Origin of the sequence: Brevibacterium salitolerans, from assembly GCF_039531405.1 — a bacterium.
Taxonomy (GTDB): domain Bacteria; phylum Actinomycetota; class Actinomycetes; order Actinomycetales; family Brevibacteriaceae; genus Brevibacterium; species Brevibacterium salitolerans.
In genome coordinates this window covers 61,414-80,921 of the sequence record NZ_BAAAPZ010000008.1, presented here as the reverse complement: position 1 = coordinate 80,921, position 19,508 = coordinate 61,414, and the positions used below count along the sequence as shown (strand labels likewise).

Here is a 19,508-nt window from a genome sequence, read left to right as displayed (position 1 = left end):
CACAAGTTACGTCTGCGTAGCGGCCGCCCAACATGGCCGCTACGCAGACGTAACTTGCGTTCTGGGGTCGAAGATCACGCCTTGAGCGAGTCGATGTAGGCCAGCTGCGCGCGGACGATCTGCAGGGCCGCCGGCTTCACACCCGCGGGCACGTCCGCGTACACGATGTCCCGCACCTCCTCCGCGCTCGCGGCTCCGGAGGCCAGCACCTCCCGCACCTGGGCGATCCGCTCGTGCCGATGGCGCAGGTACTCCTCGATCAGCTCCGTCACGTCCGCACGCTGTTCTCCGTGCGCCGGAGCGATGGAGGTGAGACCTCCGCCGTCCGCGCGTGCGGCCAGCCGCTCCAGGCTCGCCAGGTAGTCGCCCAGCGACCCGTCGGGGAACGAGACCATGGTGGTCCCCCGCCCCAGGATCGTGTCCCCGGAGAACAGGCGTGCGCCGTGGATGAGCGAGATCGAGTCATCCGTGTGCCCGGGGGTGGTCACGACCTCCACGACGTCCCCGGCGGCGGTGCCGAACTCGATCAGCTGCCCGTCCGCGACCGGCGACGCCCCGGAGGCGAAGGCCGGATCCACTGCGTAGACCGGCACACCGGGTGCCCATTCCCCCGCGCTGCCCAGCATCTCAGAGTGATCCGCGTGCCTGTGGGTGAGGACGATGCCCCGGAGCTCCGCTCTACCCACGGCGTGCAGGAGGGCGTCCTTGTGCGCGGCCAGCTCCGGCCCCGGGTCCAGGAGGAGGGCGGAATCGCCGTCCTGGGCCCGGAGCACGTAGCTGTTGGTCCCCTCGAGCGTCATGGGCGAGGGGTTGTCCGCACGCACCAGCTCGATGCCGTCCTCAGCCAGCCCTGCCGGTGACATGCTCAGGCTCCGGTCCGCAGCCGCACCGTGAGCTCGAGCTCCACGGGCGAGCCCAGCGGGAGCGCGGCCACGCCCACCGCGGACCGGACATGGCGCCCGGCCTCCCCGAACACGGCCCCCAGCAGCTCCGAGGCTCCGTTGAGCACACCGGGCTGCCCGGTGAAGTCCGGGGTGGAGTTGACGAAGCCCGTGACCTTGACGATCCGCTCGATGAGGTCGAGGTCGCCGATGAGATCCTTGACCGCGGCGAGGGCGTTGAGCGCCGCGGTGCCGGCCAGGTCCGCGGCCTGCGCCTGGGAGACGGGGCCGCCCACGGCGCCCGTGAGCGGAAGTGCGCCGTCGACGAACGGCAGCTGGCCCGAGGTGAACACCTGATCGCCCACACGCAGTGCGGGGACGTAGGAACCGGCGGGTGCGGCGACGGGCGGGAGCTCGAAGCCCTGTGCGACGAGTGCGTCTTCGATGCGGCTCATGTCTGACCTCCTCAGCCCTGGATCGGGCGCTTCATGTAGGCGACGGGGTTGGAGCTGCCCTCCGGACCGGGCACCACCTGGACCAGTTCGTAACCCTCCTGGCCCCACTGATCGAGGATCTGCTTGGTGGCGTGGATGAGGAGGGGAACGGTCACGTACTCCCATTTGGTCATGGGGCTGATCCTTTCGTCTGCTGCCTGTGTCCGTTCAGAATACGCAATGCGGCCGCACCCACACAGGTGCGACCGCATTGTGTATGCGAGTCAGTGGACGGCTCTGGTCAGTTGCCGCCGAGGCCGGGCTGGCCGCCGCCGTTGCCGCCTCCGCCACCGCCGCCGTTGTCGGAGCCGCCGCCGTTGCCACCGCCACCGCCGCCGTTGCCGCCTCCGCCGCCGGACCGCTCGGAGCTCGGCGGCTGATGGCTGCCCTGGCTGCCGTTCGCGCTGCCGCCCGGACGGGGGAAGCCGCTGTTGCCCTCCGTGTGCTTGACCGCCTGGCTCATGATCTTCTGCCACGACTTGCCGGAGATGGTGGCACCGAAGATGGAACCGCGCACGGAGCCCGCGCCCTCGGTACGCCAGTCGCGGTTGCGGTCGGGATCGCCGGTCCACACGAAGGTGGAGAGGGTGCGGGTGAACCCGGCGAACGTGGTCGAACCGACCTCGAAGTTGGTGGTACCCGTCTTCGCCGCCGCCGGCACTCCGATGCCGAGGCCGCTGGTGGTGCCGCCGTTGAAGGTCTGACTCATCGCATAGGACACGCCCTGTGCGACTTCCTTCGCGAGCACCTCCTCGCACTCGTCCTTGGGCACCTCGACGTCCTCGCCCTCATTGGTGGTGATCGAATCGATGGCGACCGGCTTGCAGTACGTGCCGTCCGCGGCGAAGGTCGCGAACGCGGATGCCATGTCCAGCGGAGTGACCTGGGTGACACCGAGGATCGAAGCCGGCCCCAGGGTGGGAATGTAGCCCTTCTCATCCGGGGTCTCGAGGGGGTCGCCGCTGCCGTACTTGAGGCCCAGCGACTTGGCGGTGTTCATGATCCCGCACATGTTGAGCTGGTTGCCCATCGCGGCGTAGGCGGTGTTCGTCGAGGTCTTGGTCGCCTGCAGCGCGGACATCGAGGAGCTGGCGTTGCTGTCACCGGCATTGCGCGGATTCCAGTCGCCGCCCATGTTGGGGCAGCCGTCATAGCGCCAGGATCCCGCCGGGAAGTTCCGCCGTGAGGCGTTCACGGTGGTGCCGAGTCCCTTGCCCTCCTTGAGCCATTCGGTGAGGACGAAGGGTTTCCACGTGGAGCCCACCTGGAAGCCGTTGGTCCCGTTGTGCTTGCGGTCCACGTTGTAGTTGATCTGGGTGTCCGCCTTGGAGTCCGTCTCCGTGACGGTGTAGTTCCGGTTCTGCGCCATGGCGATGATGCGCCCGGTCCCCGGCTCCACGGTGGAGGCGGCGTGGCCGGCGTGGGAGGCGTCGTCAGCGGGGATCCGGTCCTTGAGGACCTTGTCCGCCTCGTTCTGGATCTTGGGGTCCAGCGTCGTCTTGATGGTGAGCCCGCCGCGGTTGAGGAACTGCAGCCGCTCAGCGGCGTCCTCGCCGAAGGCCTCGTCGTTCTTGATGACGTTCGTGACGTAGTCGCAGAAGTACGCCTTGTTCCCGGCCGTCGCACAGCCGTTGGGAGTCTCGTGGATATCGAGGTCCAGGTCCGTGTCCTTGGCCTCCGCGTACTCCTCGTCCGTGATGAACTCGTGCTTGTGCATGAGGAAGAGGACCGTGTTGCGACGCTCCAGCGCCTTCTCCGGGAACCGCTGCGGGTTGTTCGCCACGGGATTCTGCACGATGCCCGCGAGCGTCGCGGACTGCGCGATGTCGAGGTCCTTCGCCTTCACACCCCAGTACCGCTGCGCAGCCGCCTCCACGCCGAACACGGCCGGTGAGCCCGAGTAGTTGTTGATGTTCATGTAGCGGTGGAGGATCTCGTCCTTGCTGTACTTGTTCTCCACCGCGACGGCGAGCTTGGCCTCGCGCAGCTTGCGTGCGTAGCCGGAGGCGCCCTCGGACTCCTTGGCCGCCTCCACGCCCTCCGCGTCCTCTTCCGCGTGGGCGTTCTCCGCCAGCACGTTCTTCACGTACTGCTGCGTGAGCGTGGAACCGCCCTGCTTGGAGGGCGAGAGCATGTTGTGCACCGCGGCACGGGCGATGCCCTGGATGTCCACGCCGGAATGCTCGTAGAACCGGTAGTCCTCCACCGCCACGGTGGCGTCCTTCATCTCCTGCGAGATCTCGTCGAAGGGCACCTCCTTGCGGTTCTGCCAGTAGAACTCCGCGATGAGTGAGCCGTCGGCGGCGAGCATCCGCGAGCTCTCCGCGAGCGGACGCTCCTCGAGCTCCGCCGGGAGCGAGTTGAATACGTCCACGGCAGTGTCCGCACCGGCGGCGGCCATGCCCACGGAGGGGATGGCGAGGCCGGCGCTGACGATTCCCGCAATGCAGCTGACAGCGATGAACTGCACGAACGCACTGAGTTTCGTGGACTTCTTCTGGGCAGAGGACACCATGCCGAGAATTGTACCCAAGGCCGCAAGCCGGACGCCTCAGCGAACGCTCACCCCTGCCTCAGGGACGAGGCTCCCGCCACCACAACCCGCCATGCCGGACACCCCGTACCAACCCCCACCGGCCCGAGCACATCCGCTGCGCCGAGGAGTACGCGGTCACCGCTGGGGCACGAGCCGCAGCAGGCTCACCTCCGGGAGGCAGGCGAAGCGCACGGGCGAGTACGGCGAATACCCCAGGCCGGCGCTCACATTCACCTGCATGCGGCGGTAGGGGAACAGACCTCGGGCGCGGGTCCTGTCCAGGTCGCAGTTGGTGACGGGAGCGCCCCAGAACGGGACCCGGATCTGACCTCCGTGCGTATGACCGGCGAGGACGAGCTGGGCGCCCGCAGCGGCGAAGGCCTCGAGGGTGCGCGAGTAGGGCGCATGCGTGACGCCGATGCGCACCGCGCCGTCCCCGTGATGCGGGCCTGCGCCGAAGGACGGGCGCGTCTCGTCGATCCTGTCCGCGTCCATGTGTGCATCACCCAGCCCGCTGAGGTCGAAGGGCACCCCGTTCACCTCGACCGCCGCCTGCGCATTGTCCAGGCGCTTCCAGCCCCGTGCCTGGAACTCCTCTGCCAGCTCCGCCGCCGGCAGGGTGGGGTGCTTCGACTTGTCCTCGTTCCGAGTGGTGTGCTTCCGGAGGTAGCGCGCAGGGTTCTTCCGCGTGGGACCCCAGTAGTCGTTGGAGCCGAACACGAACGCGCCCGGCACATCCAGCAGCGGGTCCAGCGCGTGCAGCACCTCCGGGAGCGTGTCCCCACCGAAGTTGTCTCCCGTGTTCACCACGAGGTCCGGCCGCAGGTCCGCCAGTGAGCGGACGAAGTCCGAACGGAACTCCTGGCCCTTCGCCAGGTGCAGATCGGACAGGTGCAGGATCGTCACGGGTGCGCTGCCGGCCGGAAGGATCCGGAGCGTGTGGCGGCGGATCCGGAACGTGCGCGGCTCCACGTACGCGGACCAAGCGAGCCCGGCGGCACCCGCAGCGGCGACGGCCGCCGAGGCCGCGAGCAGACGGGTGCCGGGCAGGCGGACGCCGGGAGAGGAGGCTGAAGACATGCGCCTGATTATGTCAGGCGGCCGAGGCCGGCCCCCTCACTGAACTCTGCAGGTGCTCCCCCACCTCGCCGAGGCCGACGCCCTCCCGCGTCAGGGCCTCCCGTCAGCGCACCAGGGCGGGGTGCTCGTGGAGGTCGGCCTCGCGCGCGGTGCGGGCGCGCACATGACGGGTGATCCTGCGTCTGCCCACGATCCGGCACACCAGGTAGATGAGGAAGCTGATGGTCGTGACGAAGGGGCTGATGGGCACCACCGGCGAACCCAGCGCGATGAGCACCCCGCCCACGGAGGAGACCACCGCGAAGAGCACGGACAGCAGCGGGGTGAGCACGGGTGAGGCCGTCACCTGGCTGGCCGCCGCGGCCGGCGTGATGAGGAGGGCGAGGACGAGGAGGACGCCCACCACCTGCACGGACAGCGCGACCGCCAGACCCAGCATGAGCATGAAGACGATGTGCAGCGCCCCCACGGGGACGCCTCGGGCGCGGGCGACGTCCGGGTCCAGGCTGGAGAACATGAGCGGGCGCCAGACCACCGCGACCACGGCGAGCACCACCAGCGAGCACACCACGAGCAGCCGCAGTTGATCGGAGCTGATCGCGACGATCTGGCCCGTGAGGAGACCGAACTTGCTCGCCGCGCGCCCGTCGTAGAGGGCCAGGAACAGGATGCCCAGGCCCAGGCAGAACGGCATGAGCACGCCGATCACCGCGTTCTTCTGCGAGTCCTTCACCCCGCCCACTGCGATGAGCAGAGCCGCGATGACGGAGCCCACGAAGCTCCCGTTGACCACGTCGAAGCCCAGCAGCAGGAACAGCGCGGCTCCCGCGAAGGACATCTCCGCGATGCCGTGCACGGCGAAGGCGATGTCGCGCGTCATGACGAAGACGGACATGAGGCCGCCGACCACGCCCAGCAGCGCGGCGGCGAGGATCGAATTGCGCAGGAGCACGACCAGCTCGCCGTAGTCCTCGAACGTGAAGAACTGAGTGAGGAGGTCCATGTCAGATCGCCGCCCTGCTCGCCGCGCCCGGGCCGCTGAGGAGGCCGAGACCGTCCGTGCCCGCGGGCTCCGGCTCCAGGTGGTGCGGGTGGTCGTCGCCGCCCACGATGACGAGGCGGTCGCCCACCTCCACCACCTCGATGGGACTGCCGAACAGCTCGGTGAGGGACTCCGAGGTGATGACCTCCTCCGGCGTGCCCACCTTGTAATGGCCCCCGGCCAGGTACAGCACGCGGTCCACATAGGGCAGGATCGGGTTGATCTCGTGGGTGACGAAGAGGACGGCGGTGCCGCGCGTCCGGCGCATCTCGTCGATGAGCGCAGCCACCCGCTTCTGGTGGTTCATGTCGAGGGAGAGCAGCGGTTCGTCGCAGAGGAGGAGGCTGGGCTCGCCCACGAGGGCCTGGGCGACGCGGAGGCGCTGCAGCTCGCCGCCGGAGAGCAGGCCGGCAGGCGCGTTCGCATACTCCTGCGCGCCCACGGCCTCGAGCAGCTCGTCCACACGCTCCCGGCGCTTCCGGCTGAACAGGCCGGGGCCCCAGCGGTGACCGTCGAGCCCCATCCTGACCAGATCGCGGCCGCGCATGGGCGTGGAGCCGTCGAGTCCGCGCTGCTGGGGGATGTAGCCGATGTCGTCGTCACCGGCACGGGCCAGGTGGCCGTTGACCCGTGCAGTGCCCGCGTGCAGCCGGTTCTGGCCCAGCAGCACCTTGAGCAGCGAGGTCTTGCCGGTGCCGTTGGGCCCCAACACGGCGATGAACTCCCCCGCCTCGGCGGCGAGGCTGAGATGGTGCCAGACGACCCGGTCCCCGAACCGCAGCTCCGCATCGTCGAGTCGGAGCACGGGTGCGCCGGTGTCTGTCACGAGAGTGCCTGCTCCAGATCGTCGATGTTGGCGGACATCCACTCACTGTACGACTGATCCGCCGGCGCGGTCTCGGTGAGTTCGACCACCGGGATGTCCAGCTCCTCCGCCTTGTCCTTGAGGCTCTCCGCCTCCGGGCCCGAGGTCTGCGTGTTGTAGGCCAGCACCTTCACGTCCTCGTCCTCCAGGGCGGCCGTCGCATTGCGGAGCACGATGGGCGAGACGTCCGATCCGGCCTCCACCGCATAGACGAACTCCTCCGGCACCGCGTTCTCCAGCCCCATGTCCTCGAAGAGCCAGAGCGCGACGGGCTCCGTGACCGCAGCACGCTCACCCTCGTGGGCGTCCCTGATCTCCGCGAGGCGGCCGGTGAGCCCGTCGAGCTCGCCGCGCACCGTCTCCGCATTGGCAGCGAAGGTGTCCGCGTCCTCCGGGCTGAGCTCGCTCAGGTGCGTCTCCACCTCGTCGACCACCTTCACCATGGTGGGCACGGAGTACCAGACGTGCTCGTTGAAGGCGCCGTGGTCGTGGCCCTCGTGGCCGGCCTCGGTGCCCTCGGCGTGGTCGTCGCCCTCAGCGTGGTCGTGGCCGTCCTCCGCGTGGTCGCCTTCACCCGCGCCCGAGGCCGCCTCGCCGTCCGCGTGGTCGTGGCCGTCCCCATCCGCGCCCGAGGCCTCCTCGTCCTCGGCGTGGTCGTGACCCTCGCCCTCGGCGTGGTCGTGGCCCTCGTCCTCGGCGTGCGCGTCCTCGTCACCGTGTGCGTGGTCGTGCGCACCCTCGGAGGCGTCCTCGGATCCGGGCAGTCCGGAGATGCCCACGGCGTCGATGACCTCCGGCTCGCCGTCGACCGCCTCGAGCATGGTGGTCATGTAGCTGTCGTAGCCGCCGCCGTTCATGAGCACCAGGTCCGCCTTGGAGAGCGTGAGCTGGTCATGCGCCGTGGCCTCGTACTCGTGGGGGTCCTGCGCCGGATCGGAGATGATGGGGGTGACCTCCGCCGCGTCTCCGGCCACGGCCTGCGCGAGGGAGGCGTAGACGTTGGTGGACGTGACCACCGTGACGCCGTCACCGCCCTCCGCGGAATCCCCGGAACCCGTCCCGCAGCCGGCGAGGACGAGCGCGGAGAGGGAAGCTGTGGCGATGACAGGCAGGCGGCGCATGCCGGGCCCCTTTCGGATGGGTGGACTGGACGCCGTTCACAGTACGACCCGGAACCGATGTGCACTAATGCAGATATGTCGATGCGTTCACGGCTGTGCACGAAAGCGCCGGCTGCACACGCAATTGCGCGCCCAGGCGGAGGCTTCGTGCACGCGCCCGGCGGGCACGCACGAAGGCTCGGGGCGGTCACGCAATTGCATGAGCGCCCCGAGCCTTCGTGGAGCAGACCCTCAGGCCAGCTTGGCCTCCGCGACCAGCCCGGCCAGCTGCACCGTGTTGAGCGCGGCGCCCTTGCGCAGGTTGTCGTTGGAGACGAACAGCACGAGACCGCGGGCTCCGGGGACGGACTGGTCCTGGCGGATGCGGCCCACGAAGCTCGCGTCCCGGCCGGCCGCCTTGAGCGGGGTGGGCACCTCGTCGAGGCTCACGCCGGGGGCCGCTGCGAGGATCTCACGCGCCTCGTCCGGCGTGATGTCACGGGAGAACTCCGCGTGGATGGACAGCGAGTGCCCCGTGAACACCGGCACCCGCACGCAGGTGCCGGCCACCAGCAGCTCCGGCAGGCCGAGAATCTTGCGGGACTCGTTGCGGAGCTTCTTCTCCTCGTCCGTCTCCCCTTCGCCGTCGTCCACGAAGTTCCCCGCGTGCGCGAGGACGTTGAACGCGATCGGCTCGCTGTAGACCGCGGGCTCCGGGAAGGCGACGGCGGAACCGTCGGTGACCAGGGCCTCGGCGTCCGCGACCACCGCGGCGGCCTGCCCGGAGAGCTCGCGCACACCGGCGAGGCCGGAGCCGGAGACCGCCTGGTAGGTGGCGACCTTGAGCCGCTCGAGGCCGGCGGCGTCGTGGAGCGCCTTCAGCGGGGGCATCGCGGCCATGGTGGTGCAGTTGGGATTCGCGATGATGCCCTTGGGCAGGTTCCGCAGCGCCTCCGGATTCACCTCGCTCACCACGAGCGGCACGTCCGGATCGCCGCGCCAGGCCGAGGAGTTGTCGATGACGACGACCCCGGCAGCGGCGAAGCGCTCCGCCTGTGCACGCGAGGTGGCCCCGCCCGCGGAGAACAGTGCGATGTCCAGCCCGGCGGGATCCGCGACGGCGGTGTCCTCGACCGTGATGTCCTCACCGCGGAACGGGAGGGTGGTGCCGGCGGAACGCGCCGAGGCGAAGAAGCGGATCGAGGCTATCGGGAAGCCGGGGTCGGCCTCCAGCAGGGTACGCATGACGCCGCCCACCTGGCCGGTGGCGCCGACGACGCCGAGGTGCACGCCCTGCTGTGCGGTGCCGGTGCTGCGTGCGCTCATCGTCCGGTCCCTCCGTAGACCACTGCCTCTTCCTCCGTGGAATCCAGCCCGTAGGCCCTGTGCGCCGCGCGGACCGCCCGGTCCAGGTTCTCGCTGCGGGTCACCACGCTGATGCGGATCTCCGAGGTGGAGATCATGTCGATGTTGACCTCCTCGTCGCTGAGCGCCTTGAACAGGGTCGCGGTGACGCCCGGGTGGGAGCGCATGCCGTCGCCCACCACGGACAGCTTGCCGATCTGGTCGTCGTAGCGGAGGTGGTCGAAGCCGATGGTGTCCTTGCGGGCCTCCAGCGCCTCGATCGCCTTGCCGCCGTCCGTCATGGGCAGCGTGAAGGAGATGTCCGTCCGGCCGGGATCACGCGTGGAGATGTTCTGCACGATCATGTCGATGTTGATCTCCTGCTCCGCGACGAGGTTGAAGATCTCCGCCGCCTTGCCGGGGACGTCCGGGACCCCGACGATGGTGAGCTTGGCCTCGGAGCGGTCGTGCGCGACTCCGGAGATGATGGGCTGTTCCACTGGGGACTCCTTGAGCGTTTCTGTCCTGAAGGGCTCGGGGATCTCTGCGTCCGTGACCCACGTGCCGGTGTGCTGGGAGAAGGACGAGCGGACGTGGATGGGCACGCCGGAGCGGCGGGCGTACTCCACGCAGCGGAGCATGAGGATCTTGGCGCCCGAGGCGGCCATCTCCATCATCTCCTCGTAGCCGATCCGGTCGATCTTGCGCGCCGAGGGCACGATCCGGGGATCGGCGGTGAAGACGCCGTCCACATCGGAGTAGATCTCGCAGACGTCGGCATTCAGCGCTGCGGCGAGTGCGACGGCGGTGGTGTCCGAGCCGCCGCGGCCGAGCGTCGTGATGTTCTTGGCGGTCTGGCTCACGCCCTGGAAACCGGCGACGATCGCGATGTTGCCGTCGTCGAGGGCGGAGCGGATGCGTCCCGGGGTGACGTCGATGATCCGCGCGCGACCGTGCGACTCGTCCGTGATGACACCGGCCTGTGAGCCGGTGAACGACTGCGCCTCGAAGCCGAGGTTCGCGATCGCCATGGCGAGGACGGCCATCGAGATCCGTTCTCCCGCGGTGAGGAGCATGTCCAGTTCTCGCGGGGGCGGCACCGGCGAGACCTGCTGGGCGAGGTCGATGAGGTCATCCGTCTGATCGCCCATCGCGGAGACGACCACGACCACGTCGTGACCGGACTCGCGGTAGGAGACGATGCGCTTCGCGACCCTCTTCACCGATTCGGCATCGGCGACAGAGGACCCTCCGAACTTCTGTACAACGAGACTCATGAGCTCATTTCTCTCGCGGGCGCTGCTGTCATGCCGACGTCGGGGCTCCCGTTCAGGAGCCCCGGCACTCGGACATCCCGCAGGTGCGGAGCATCCTCGTCCGCCCCGCTCCCGACCGTGAGAGGTCAGGACGTCCCCGCGCGTGCGGGGCGTGCCGGGGCCGCCGGGCCGCTGTTCATTGTACGGGGCGTGATCCGCCGCACGCCGCGCGGCCCGTCATCCGGCCGCCTGGGCCTGGGGCGGAAGCACGTCCATGCCTCAGGCTCGCGGCCCTTCCCCTCACTGCACCGTGAAGAGGTCTCCGGGCTGACACTGCAGCGCGCGGCAGAGTGCGATGAGCGTGCTGAACCTGACGGCCTTGGCCTTGTTGTTCTTCAGCACGGAGAGGTTCGCCAGCGTGATGTCGACCTGCTTGGACAGCTCTGTGAGGGTCATTCCCCTGGCGGCGAGCACGGCGTCCAGATGGCAGACCACTCGCAGCGAGGAATCGTTCGAGCCCCCTGCCCCGGGAAGCATCTCGCTCATCAGATCAGACCGTCCAGCTCGTCCTGGACAGCACGGCCGCGCTTGACCGCACGCCGCAGGATCTCGACGAGGATGGCACCGCCCAGCCAGAGGTAGACGAGCATCATGGTCACGCCGTTGTCCACGCCCATGTCGCGCAGACCCAGATCGCGGATGACGAGGTTGTCCGCGGGCACCTGTGCGAGCGCATACAGCGGGCCCACGGCGACGAGGGTCCACGACAGCCCCGCCAGACTCCGGGACATCCTGTCCGAGAACTGCTGCCCCTTCGTCAGCTCCGAGACCGCGCGAGCGGCGAACCAGGTGGCGACGAAGAGTCCGACGATCCAGACGACCTTGGCGGCGATGAACTGGCCCACCGCCCAGCTGCTGAGCTCCTCGACGGGAACGGTGAGCGTCGAGAGACCTTCGACGTACAGCGGGCTGCCGGCCAGCTCCACCTCGATCCGCTCGGAGAAGTCGAGCGACACCGGCACAGTCTTCGACAGCCAGATGCTGAACAGAGGCGAGGCGGCGAAGTTGAGGAGGGCGATGAGCGGGAAGACGAGGAAGACCTCGCTGCCGGTGCGGCGCTTCCTCCCGGGTGCCGCGGTGGTCCCGGCCTCGTCGGCGGCGTTCATTCCGATCACTCCTCTGCGATTCATGCCTGGGCCCAGGCCCGGAAGACCGTACGCCTCACGGGCCTGCGCTTATCGTTCTTCGATATATCGATAAACAACATGTTTGCCGATAAACGATAAGGAGTCAAGGGGTGCAGACGAGGGGTGTGCGGAGTGACGGACGCTCAGGGCCCGGTTGAGCCGCTCAGACCGCGATGCGGCGGCCTTCGAAGGCACGCCCCAGGGTGACCTCGTCCGCGTACTCGAGGTCACCGCCCACCGGCAGCCCCGAGGCCAGCCGGGTGACGGTCAGTCCCACGCTGCTGAGCAGGCGGACGAGGTAGGTCGCGGTCGCCTCGCCCTCGAGATTGGGGTCCGTCGCGATGACCACCTCGGTGACCTCGCCGGACTGCAGGCGCGGCAGCAGATCCTTGATCCGCAGATCGTCCGGGCCGATCCCGGCCATCGGATCGATCGAGCCTCCGAGCACGTGGTACAGGCCGCGGAACTCCCGCGTCCGCTCCACCGCCACCACATCCTTGGGCTCCTCCACGACGCAGATGATCGTCCTGTCCCTGCGTTCGTCCTTGCAGATGACGCACTTCTCGTCCTCCGCGACGTTGCCGCAGATCGTGCAGAAGTGCACACGGCGCTTGACCTCGCGCAGCGCAGTGGCGAGGGCCTCCACGTCCGCGGCATCGGACTGGAGGATGTAGAAGGCCATGCGCTGCGCGGACTTGGGGCCGATGCCCGGCAGCCGGCCGAACTCCTCGACCAGGTCCTGCAGCGCGCCTTCGTAGAGCAGGCTCATTCGTGGATCTCCTCGATGATCTTGGCATCCAGCAGCCGTTCGACCACCGCGGGGCCGACCTCCACCGCCGTGTCCAGGTCCGCGTCGCCCGCGGTGTCGTAGTCCGCGTAGTTCTCCACAGGGTCAGGGACGTGCTCCTCCACCACCGGTTCCGGCGCGAAGCTCGGGCCGCTGCCGGAGGCGTCTGAGCTGTGCCGCTGTGCGAGATGAGCGTACTTCCCCAGACCCCCGTCCGCCTCGGACTGCCCGGAGGCCGACTGCTCGGACGCGCCGGAGAGACCCGGATTGTCGGTGAAGGCGATGGACACGTCCGCGTAGGCGCCCAGGAAGTCCAGGCTGCCGCCGCTGTTCCCACCGCCGGACGCTGCCGCCGGTCCTGTGCCGCCGGAGTTCTGCTGCGGGCCGGGCTCCTCCTGATCCGAGGGGTGCGGGGCCGCAGCCCGGTCTCCCCTGTCCCGCTCTCCTGTGGGGGTCGGATAGTCCGCGAAGGACTGCACGTCCTCGTACGGCCGGTAGCCGTCGTACTCCGGGTCGTAGGGAGGCTCACCCGGCGCGAAGTCCTCCACCGCGGAACGCGGCTGTGCGGCCTCCTCTGCATGACCGCCGGGTTCGAGGTCCACCGGCGGAGGTACGACGACGGCGCCGAGGTCCACCGCACCGTCCCCGGCCGCGGTCTCCTGCAACGGATCGCTCTCCGCCTCACCGGCTGCCGGACCCACGGGCTCCCGCACAGCCGGTGCGGCCTCCGGGGAAGGCTGCCGTACCTCGTCCTCCGCCACGGCGGACCGCGGTGTGGGAGCGTGGGACGAGCCTCGTTCCGGCTCCCGGTCCGAGGCACCTGCATCCGCCGGAGGCCGTTCCGGTGCATCCGCGAGAGGTCCAGAACCGTCCGGGTGCTTCTCCCCGTTCTCCCCGGAGACGGACGGATCCGGCTGCCAGCTCTCGATCCCGGGCGCAGGAGCCCAGGGATCCGGTTCCGCCGTCTCTGCGGAGGTGACGAGGGGCTCGGAGGCAGCCGCGTACCCGGATGCGGGTGCGAAGGCGGCGGCAGGAGCCGAGGCGACGGCCGGGACCGTGCTCTCACCTGCTCCACCGCTCAGCGGCGCCGGACTGTCCGCCTCCTGGTCGCCGGCGGCTTCCCGGCCGCCGTGGTGAGCCTGCGAGGCGTCGTCGGTCTGCCAGAACCGCTCGTGGTCGACGGGCGCCCTGTCCGCCTCACGGGGGCCGACGACCCGATCCATCTCTTCCTGCGTGGGCTGACGAGGAGACGTGCGCTGAGCGGCGCTGCCGGAGGCTGCGCCGCCGGGGCGCCCACCGGCAGCGGGACCGTCGAAGCCTGCGGAACCGTCCGCGGGCGCGGAGAGGTCCGGAGCGCCGTAGGCTCCCGGGCCGCTCGAGGAACCGGGACCGCCCGCGTTGCCCGGAGCGCCTGAGCTGCCAGCACCGCCGGGGCCGCTCGGAGCGCCAGGACCGCCGGGGCCGCTCGGAGCGCCGGGGCCGCTCGTTCCGCCGACGGGCGGGATGGGACCGGCATTGTCGTCGCCCACCTGCACCTGGGCACGGATGCCGAGCGAGTCCTCCAGCGCCGAGGACACGAACTGCGCGTGCGGTCCTCGCTGGAAGCCCTGCACGGAGCCCGGGTTGTTGAACGCCAGGTAGAGCACACCGTCGGCGAAGCGCTGCGGGAACGCGTTCGCGCTCACGATGGCGTGTGACAGGCGGCGGAGCTGCTGCAGGCGGGAGAGGACATCCGGCCAGCCTCGCCGGATGGCATCGATCTCCGCACCGACTCCCGTGGCCGGGCCGTCTGTGGCCGGCGCACCCGCGCTCTGCACGCCAGCCGGCTCTGCGGGGGCGGAGGAATGCACCGGAGCTGAACCCGTCGGCGAGGTCTGCGCCGCCGGAGCCTGTGCCTCCGGAGCCTGCGCCTGCGCTGCCGGAGACTGCGCCGGCGTCGGTGCGCCGCCGTCGGCGGGTGCTCCCTCATGCGTCTGGGCCGTCACCGATGTCTGAGGCTGCCCCGGCTGCGAGATCTGACCGGGGTGCTGGCCGCGCCGAGCCTGCTCCGGCGGGTTCCCTCGGACGGCACCGCCCTCCGGTGCCGGAGCATCCTGGCGCACCGGTCCGTCCTGACGCACAGATCCGTCTTGGCCGGTAGGTCCGTCCAGGCGCACAGCTTCGCCCTGGCCCGCAGATCCGCCCGGACGAACCGGCATCTGCTGGGGCCCCGCGTTCCGGGCCTCGGCAGAGGACTGCATCTCTGCGCCAGCAGTCTGCTGGGCGGAAGCCTGCTCCGGCCGTTCGTCCGCCTGCGCGGGCTCCTGCGAAGGCACCGGGGCCCCAGGGCGCTGCGCGCTCGGAGCGCGCCCGGGCTCATCGCCCAGCACCGAGCGGGCGGACGCCACCGCATCCGCCATACCGGCGAACGGGTCCTCGGCACCAGTGCCGCGGTCACCGCCCATCCCGGCCCCACCGGCGCTGCCTGCACCGGACGGTCGCCCACTGAGTGCTGCGGCGCCGGCGCCTGTGCCCTGCGAAGCACCACCCTGCGGGGCACTGCCCTGCGGCGTTCCCGCCGCTGCCCCCGCGCCGGGACCGTCCGCCCCTGCACCGCCGGAGACCTGAGGATCCGCGCCAGGAACACCCGCGCCAGGAGCGCTCACCCCTGCGTCACCCGCACCCGGACGGGTACCGGCGGTGACCCCGGGGGCCTCGGGCGCGGCTGCCTGTGCCGGCAGCGGAGCAGCCCCCTCCGGCACGCGACCGGACTGACTCATCCCCACGCGCCGTTCCAGCCGCTCCACACGGGAGAGCACGGAACGGCGGGAGTCCTCTGCGGCGGGAAGGAGGATGCGTGCGCAGATGAGCTCCAGCTGCAGCCGCGGCGAGGTCGCCCCGGACATCTCGGAGAGGCCGACGTTGAGCAGATCCGCCGCACGTGAGAGCTCCGCCGGGCCGTAGGCACGCGCCTGCACCATGAGCCGCTCGAGGCGGTCCGCGGGCACCTCCGGCAGGAACGCCTGCGCGGAGTCCGGGGCGGCGGCGATGACGAAGAGATCGCGGAAGCGCTCCAGCAGATCCTCGACGAACCGGCGCGGATCGTGCCCGGACTCCACCACGCGCTCCACCACGCGGAACACTCCCCCGCCGTCGCCGGCGGAGAAGGCGTCCACGATGTCTCCCAGCAGCGAATCATCCGTGTAGCCCAGCAGCGCCACCGCCGTGGCATAGTCGATCCCGCCTGCGTCCGAACCGGCCATGAGCTGATCCAGCACGGACAGGGTGTCACGGACGGATCCGCCGCCCGCACGCACCACGAGCGGCAGCACGCCCCTGCCCACGGGCACGGATTCGCGCTCGCACAGGTCCTCGAGGTGATGCGTGAGCACCTCCGGAGGCACCAGCCGGAACGGGTAGTGGTGCGTGCGGGACCGGATGGTGCCGATCACCTTCTCCGGCTCCGTGGTCGCGAAGACGAACTTCACGTGCGGAGGCGGCTCCTCGACGAGCTTGAGGAGGGCGTTGAAGCCCTGCGCCGTGACCATGTGGGCCTCATCGAGGATGAAGACCTTGTAGCGGTCGCGCGCAGGGGCGTACACGGCACGCTCCCGGAGGTCCCGGGCGTCGTCCACGCCGTTGTGGCTGGCCGCGTCGATCTCCACGACGTCCAGCGAGCCGGGGCCGCCGTTGGCCAGGTCCCGGCAGCTGGGGCACTGACCGCACGGCGTGGAGGTGGGCCCCTCCGCGCAGTTGAGGCAGCGGGCGAGGATGCGGGCGCTCGTGGTCTTCCCGCAGCCGCGCGGGCCGGAGAAGAGATAGGCATGGTTGATGCGCCCGCTATCGATCGCAGCGGAGAGCGGACGGGTCACGTGCTCCTGGCCGATGACCTCTGCGAAGGTCTCCGGGCGGTAGCGTCTGTACAGTGCGGTGGACACGTCCCCCAGCCTATAGTCAGGCACGGACACAGAACACGGAGCCGGTGCCCCGCCCCCGTGCGATCGCACACACGTGTCCCTCGGCCGCGCCGCTTCACCCCGGCGGCGGAGGCACGGACCCGCGGGCCCGGCGGCGCGAGGCACCGCCCGGGACTCCACGCACCAGGCACCACGCATCAGGCACAGACAGGTAAGGACGCTCATGGAACCCGACATCCCGGCCCGCCGCCTGCGGATCGGACACGCCGAGCGCGACGCCGTGATCGAACAGCTCAGCGCCGCCGCCGGAGAGGGCCGGCTGACGGTGGAGGAGCTCACGGAGCGGATGGAGCTGGCCGCCGCGGCGAAGACCTACGCGGACCTGGACCCGCTCGTCGAGGATCTGCCCGTCCCCCGCCCCTCGGCCGCGGTGGAGGGGCCCTCCGCACCGGGGACGGCCTCGGGCGCGGTGGTGCCGGCAGGGGGCGGAGGCCCTCTGGTGCCCACCTACCAGGGCGAGCCCGGCTGGGAGCCGCACGACCCGCTCGTCCTCAAGGGCGGGTGGGACACGGAGTACCGCCGGGGCAACTGGCGGGTGCCGCCGTATCTGCGCGTGGAGTCCGGGATGGGGACCATCGAGCTGAACTTCCTCGAGGTGGCGCAGGTGCCGCAGGAGATCTCCGTCGAGGTCTCCGGGGACATGGGCACGCTCGTCATCGTCGTCCCGGAGGGCTGGGGCGCAGACGTCAACGGGGTCAGCAAGTCGTGGGGATCCGTCACCAGCAGGGTGAGCGAACTGCCGCAGCCCGGCCGGCCGCGCATCCGGCTGAGCGGGAAGATGGGGATGGGATCGCTCACCGTCCGCCACGCCAACTGGTTCGACCGGCGGCGGATCGAGAAGAGATGAGGTGAGCAGTCATGCAGGAACCGCAGATCCTCGTCTTCTTCGTCATCGTCGCGGCGTTCGCGGTGTGCTTCGCACTGGGCGGCTGGCTGATCGTACGGGCGGTGCGGAATCCCGAGGCCCGCATCGGCGCCGCCACCCGCAGACGCTACGAGGAGATGCAGGACCAGCGCCTGCTCGAGGAGGAGCGCCGCAGGTACAGGGCCGAACAGTCCGGCGAGGACCCGACCGGGGAACAGAGGCCCGGCGAGGACGATTCGCCCGCATAGACCCTCGCTCCCTCGTGTCTCACCCCGCATCGAGAATCCGCCCGCGGAACGATGCAGAGTGAGACGCGAACGGCACACACCCGACCACACCACCCCACGAGAACCGAGGATGAGGACCAGATGACAGGGAGCCCCATGACAGAGAGCGCTGCAGCACCGGCGTCCAGGGCAGCGGACCGCACCTACCGGATCGCGGTCATCGCCGGCGACGGGATCGGCACGGAAGTCATGCCGGAGGGCCTGCGCGCGCTGCGCGCCGCCGCGGACCGGTTCGGGTTCCGGCTCGAGATCGAGGAGTTCGACTGGGCCTCGGCTGGCTACTGGCAGGCGCACGGGGCGATGCTCCCCGACGACTGGAAGGACACGCTCAGCGGCTTCGACGCCATCTTCTTCGGTGCGGTGGGCTGGCCGGACGTCGTGCCCGACCACGTCTCCCTGTGGGGCTCACTGCTGCAGTTCCGCCGCCACTTCGACCAGTACGTGAACCTGCGCCCGGTGAAGCTGCTCGCAGGGGTGCCCTCCCCGCTGGCCGGCCGGAGGCCCGGCGACGTCGACTTCTTCGTGGTCCGCGAGAACACCGAGGGCGAGTACTCCTCCGTGGGCGGGAAGATGTTCGAGGGCACGGACCGGGAGACGGTCATCCAGGAGACCGTCATGACCCGCACCGGCGTGGACCGCGTGCTGCGGTACGCCTTCGAGCTCGCGGACCGGCGCAGCGGCGGGCCCGGCAGCACCGGACGGCCGCAGCGCAGGCACCTCACCTCCGCGACCAAGTCCAACGGCATCGCCATCACCATGCCCTACTGGGACGAGCGCGTCGCCGCGATGGCGGAGTCCTACCCGGAGGTGGAGGTCGACCAGTACCACATCGACATCCTCACGGCCAACTTCGTCATGCACCCGGACTGGTTCGACGTGGTCGTGGCGTCGAACCTGTTCGGCGACATCCTCTCCGACCTGGGGCCGGCCTGCACCGGCACGATCGGCATCGCACCCAGCGCCAACATCAACCCGGAGGGTGCGTTCCCCTCGCTCTTCGAGCCCGTGCACGGCTCCGCGCCGGACATCGCGGGCAGGGGGATCGCCAATCCGGTCGGCCAGATCTGGTCCGGCGCGCTCATGCTCGATCACCTGGGCGAGGCCGAGGCCGCCGCTGCCGTCCAGGCCGCCTTCGAGGCCGTGCTGGCCGGTGGGGACGCGGAGGTGCTCACCCCGGACATGGGAGGCCGCGGCACCACCGCGGCGCTGGGTGCGGCGGTCGCCGAGGCCATAGCGGGCGGTCGCTGAGGGGCCGGTCCGGCTCCGGACAGGCTCAGTGCCTCAGCATGAGCAGAGCGGCCGCTCATGTCTCGTTCCACGTCGCCGCCCCGGCGGATCGGCGACGTGGAATGAGACGCGGATGACAGCGCGGCGTGAGTTCGTCAAGGCCGGTTCCCCTCGCCCGCCTTCGCCGCTAGCGTGGAGGCTGCGCGCGCATCAGAGGATGCGCACCGGACGAAGGGAGGCCCCATGGGCATCGGAGACGACATCCGGAACAAGGCACAGGAAGCCACCGGCAAGGCCAAGGAGTTCATCGGCGACAAGACCGGTGACGCGGATCTGCAGGGCGAGGGCGTGCGCGACCGCACCGAGTCCGGCATCCGTCAGGCCGCCGACTCCGTCCGCGAGAAGGCCGGCGACGCCGCGGATTCGCTCAGGGAGGGCGCCGAGGGGCTCAAGGCCAAGGCCGAGGGGCTGATCGGCGGGGCCAAGGACGCCGGCGAGGACCGCTGACCCCGGCCTGAGAAGGCAGCATGCCCGGGGGCGCCGCACACCGGCACCCCCGGGCTTCTCTCTGCGCCGATGTACGGCGGCTCGGCCCGCCGGC

General features: G+C 70.2%; 18 protein-coding genes. 4 read left to right on the top strand and 14 right to left on the bottom strand.

The genetic code is table 11. The annotated features are described in order from the left end of the window. Positions 1-74: 74 nt before the first annotated feature. From ABD240_RS10305 to ABD240_RS10240, 14 genes are all read right to left on the bottom strand, one after another. Complete coding sequence (locus ABD240_RS10305; RefSeq protein WP_291795600.1) at positions 75-863, bottom strand: MBL fold metallo-hydrolase; 789 nt, start codon at positions 861-863, stop codon at positions 75-77. A 2-nt stretch (positions 864-865) separates the two neighbouring features. After that, positions 866-1,336: a RidA family protein gene (locus ABD240_RS10300; RefSeq protein WP_291795603.1), complete on the bottom strand. Its 471-nt coding sequence runs from the start codon at positions 1,334-1,336 to the stop codon at positions 866-868. A gap of 11 nt (positions 1,337-1,347) precedes the next feature. After that, complete coding sequence (gene sp36 / locus ABD240_RS10295) at positions 1,348-1,509, bottom strand: Sp36 family protein (protein ID WP_291795606.1); 162 nt, start codon at positions 1,507-1,509, stop codon at positions 1,348-1,350. A gap of 107 nt (positions 1,510-1,616) precedes the next feature. Further along, the gene (locus ABD240_RS10290; RefSeq protein ID WP_291795609.1) at positions 1,617-3,890 is read right to left on the bottom strand and encodes a transglycosylase domain-containing protein; all 2,274 of its coding nucleotides are present in this window, start codon (positions 3,888-3,890) and stop codon (positions 1,617-1,619) included. 156 nt (positions 3,891-4,046) lie between these two features. Further along, a complete protein-coding gene (locus ABD240_RS10285; RefSeq protein ID WP_344337082.1) occupies positions 4,047-4,991 on the bottom strand; it encodes a metallophosphoesterase in 945 nt (314 codons plus the stop codon). 103 nt (positions 4,992-5,094) lie between these two features. Then, positions 5,095-5,994: a metal ABC transporter permease gene (locus tag ABD240_RS10280; protein ID WP_291795615.1), complete on the bottom strand. Its 900-nt coding sequence runs from the start codon at positions 5,992-5,994 to the stop codon at positions 5,095-5,097. Position 5,995: 1 nt separating this feature from the next. Further along, positions 5,996-6,859: a metal ABC transporter ATP-binding protein gene (locus tag ABD240_RS10275; protein WP_291795618.1), complete on the bottom strand. Its 864-nt coding sequence runs from the start codon at positions 6,857-6,859 to the stop codon at positions 5,996-5,998. Continuing rightward, positions 6,856-8,019 (bottom strand): metal ABC transporter solute-binding protein, Zn/Mn family, encoded by a 1,164-nt coding sequence (locus ABD240_RS10270; protein ID WP_344337081.1) that lies wholly within the window; start codon positions 8,017-8,019, stop codon positions 6,856-6,858. The genes ABD240_RS10275 and ABD240_RS10270 overlap by 4 nt, the downstream gene beginning before the upstream one ends. Positions 8,020-8,250: 231 nt before the next feature. Then, entirely contained in the window at positions 8,251-9,324 is a 1,074-nt protein-coding gene (locus ABD240_RS10265) for an aspartate-semialdehyde dehydrogenase (protein ID WP_344337080.1), read from the bottom strand. Next, positions 9,321-10,619 carry an aspartate kinase gene (locus ABD240_RS10260; RefSeq protein ID WP_291795627.1) on the bottom strand — a complete coding sequence of 433 codons (1,299 nt, stop codon included), beginning with the start codon at positions 10,617-10,619 and terminating at the stop codon, positions 9,321-9,323. Before ABD240_RS10260 ends, ABD240_RS10265 begins: the two co-directional genes overlap by 4 nt. 279 nt (positions 10,620-10,898) lie before the next feature. Further along, positions 10,899-11,144, bottom strand: a complete 246-nt coding sequence (locus ABD240_RS10255; RefSeq protein WP_291795630.1) for a helix-turn-helix domain-containing protein — start codon at positions 11,142-11,144, stop codon at positions 10,899-10,901. Further along, on the bottom strand, positions 11,144-11,764 hold the full coding sequence (locus ABD240_RS10250) for a DUF2975 domain-containing protein (RefSeq protein ID WP_291795633.1): 621 nt from the start codon (positions 11,762-11,764) through the stop codon (positions 11,144-11,146). Before ABD240_RS10250 ends, ABD240_RS10255 begins: the two co-directional genes overlap by 1 nt. 184 nt (positions 11,765-11,948) lie before the next feature. Then, positions 11,949-12,554, bottom strand: a complete 606-nt coding sequence (recR, locus tag ABD240_RS10245) for a recombination mediator RecR (RefSeq protein ID WP_291795636.1) — start codon at positions 12,552-12,554, stop codon at positions 11,949-11,951. Then, entirely contained in the window at positions 12,551-16,489 is a 3,939-nt protein-coding gene (locus ABD240_RS10240; RefSeq protein ID WP_344337079.1) for a DNA polymerase III subunit gamma and tau, read from the bottom strand. Before ABD240_RS10240 ends, recR begins: the two co-directional genes overlap by 4 nt. A gap of 202 nt (positions 16,490-16,691) precedes the next feature. On the opposite strand from ABD240_RS10240, the gene ABD240_RS10235 reads away from it, so the two are divergent. The 4 genes from ABD240_RS10235 (at position 16,692) to ABD240_RS10220 (ending at position 19,414) form a co-directional block, all read left to right on the top strand. Beyond that, positions 16,692-17,375 carry a DUF1707 SHOCT-like domain-containing protein gene (locus tag ABD240_RS10235; protein ID WP_291795643.1) on the top strand — a complete coding sequence of 228 codons (684 nt, stop codon included), beginning with the start codon at positions 16,692-16,694 and terminating at the stop codon, positions 17,373-17,375. An 11-nt stretch (positions 17,376-17,386) separates the two neighbouring features. Then, positions 17,387-17,641 (top strand): hypothetical protein, encoded by a 255-nt coding sequence (locus tag ABD240_RS10230; protein WP_344337078.1) that lies wholly within the window; start codon positions 17,387-17,389, stop codon positions 17,639-17,641. A gap of 135 nt (positions 17,642-17,776) precedes the next feature. Beyond that, on the top strand, positions 17,777-18,928 hold the full coding sequence (locus ABD240_RS10225) for a tartrate dehydrogenase (protein WP_291795648.1): 1,152 nt from the start codon (positions 17,777-17,779) through the stop codon (positions 18,926-18,928). A 222-nt stretch (positions 18,929-19,150) separates the two neighbouring features. Beyond that, positions 19,151-19,414 (top strand): CsbD family protein, encoded by a 264-nt coding sequence (locus ABD240_RS10220; protein WP_291795651.1) that lies wholly within the window; start codon positions 19,151-19,153, stop codon positions 19,412-19,414. Positions 19,415-19,508 lie beyond the last annotated feature (94 nt).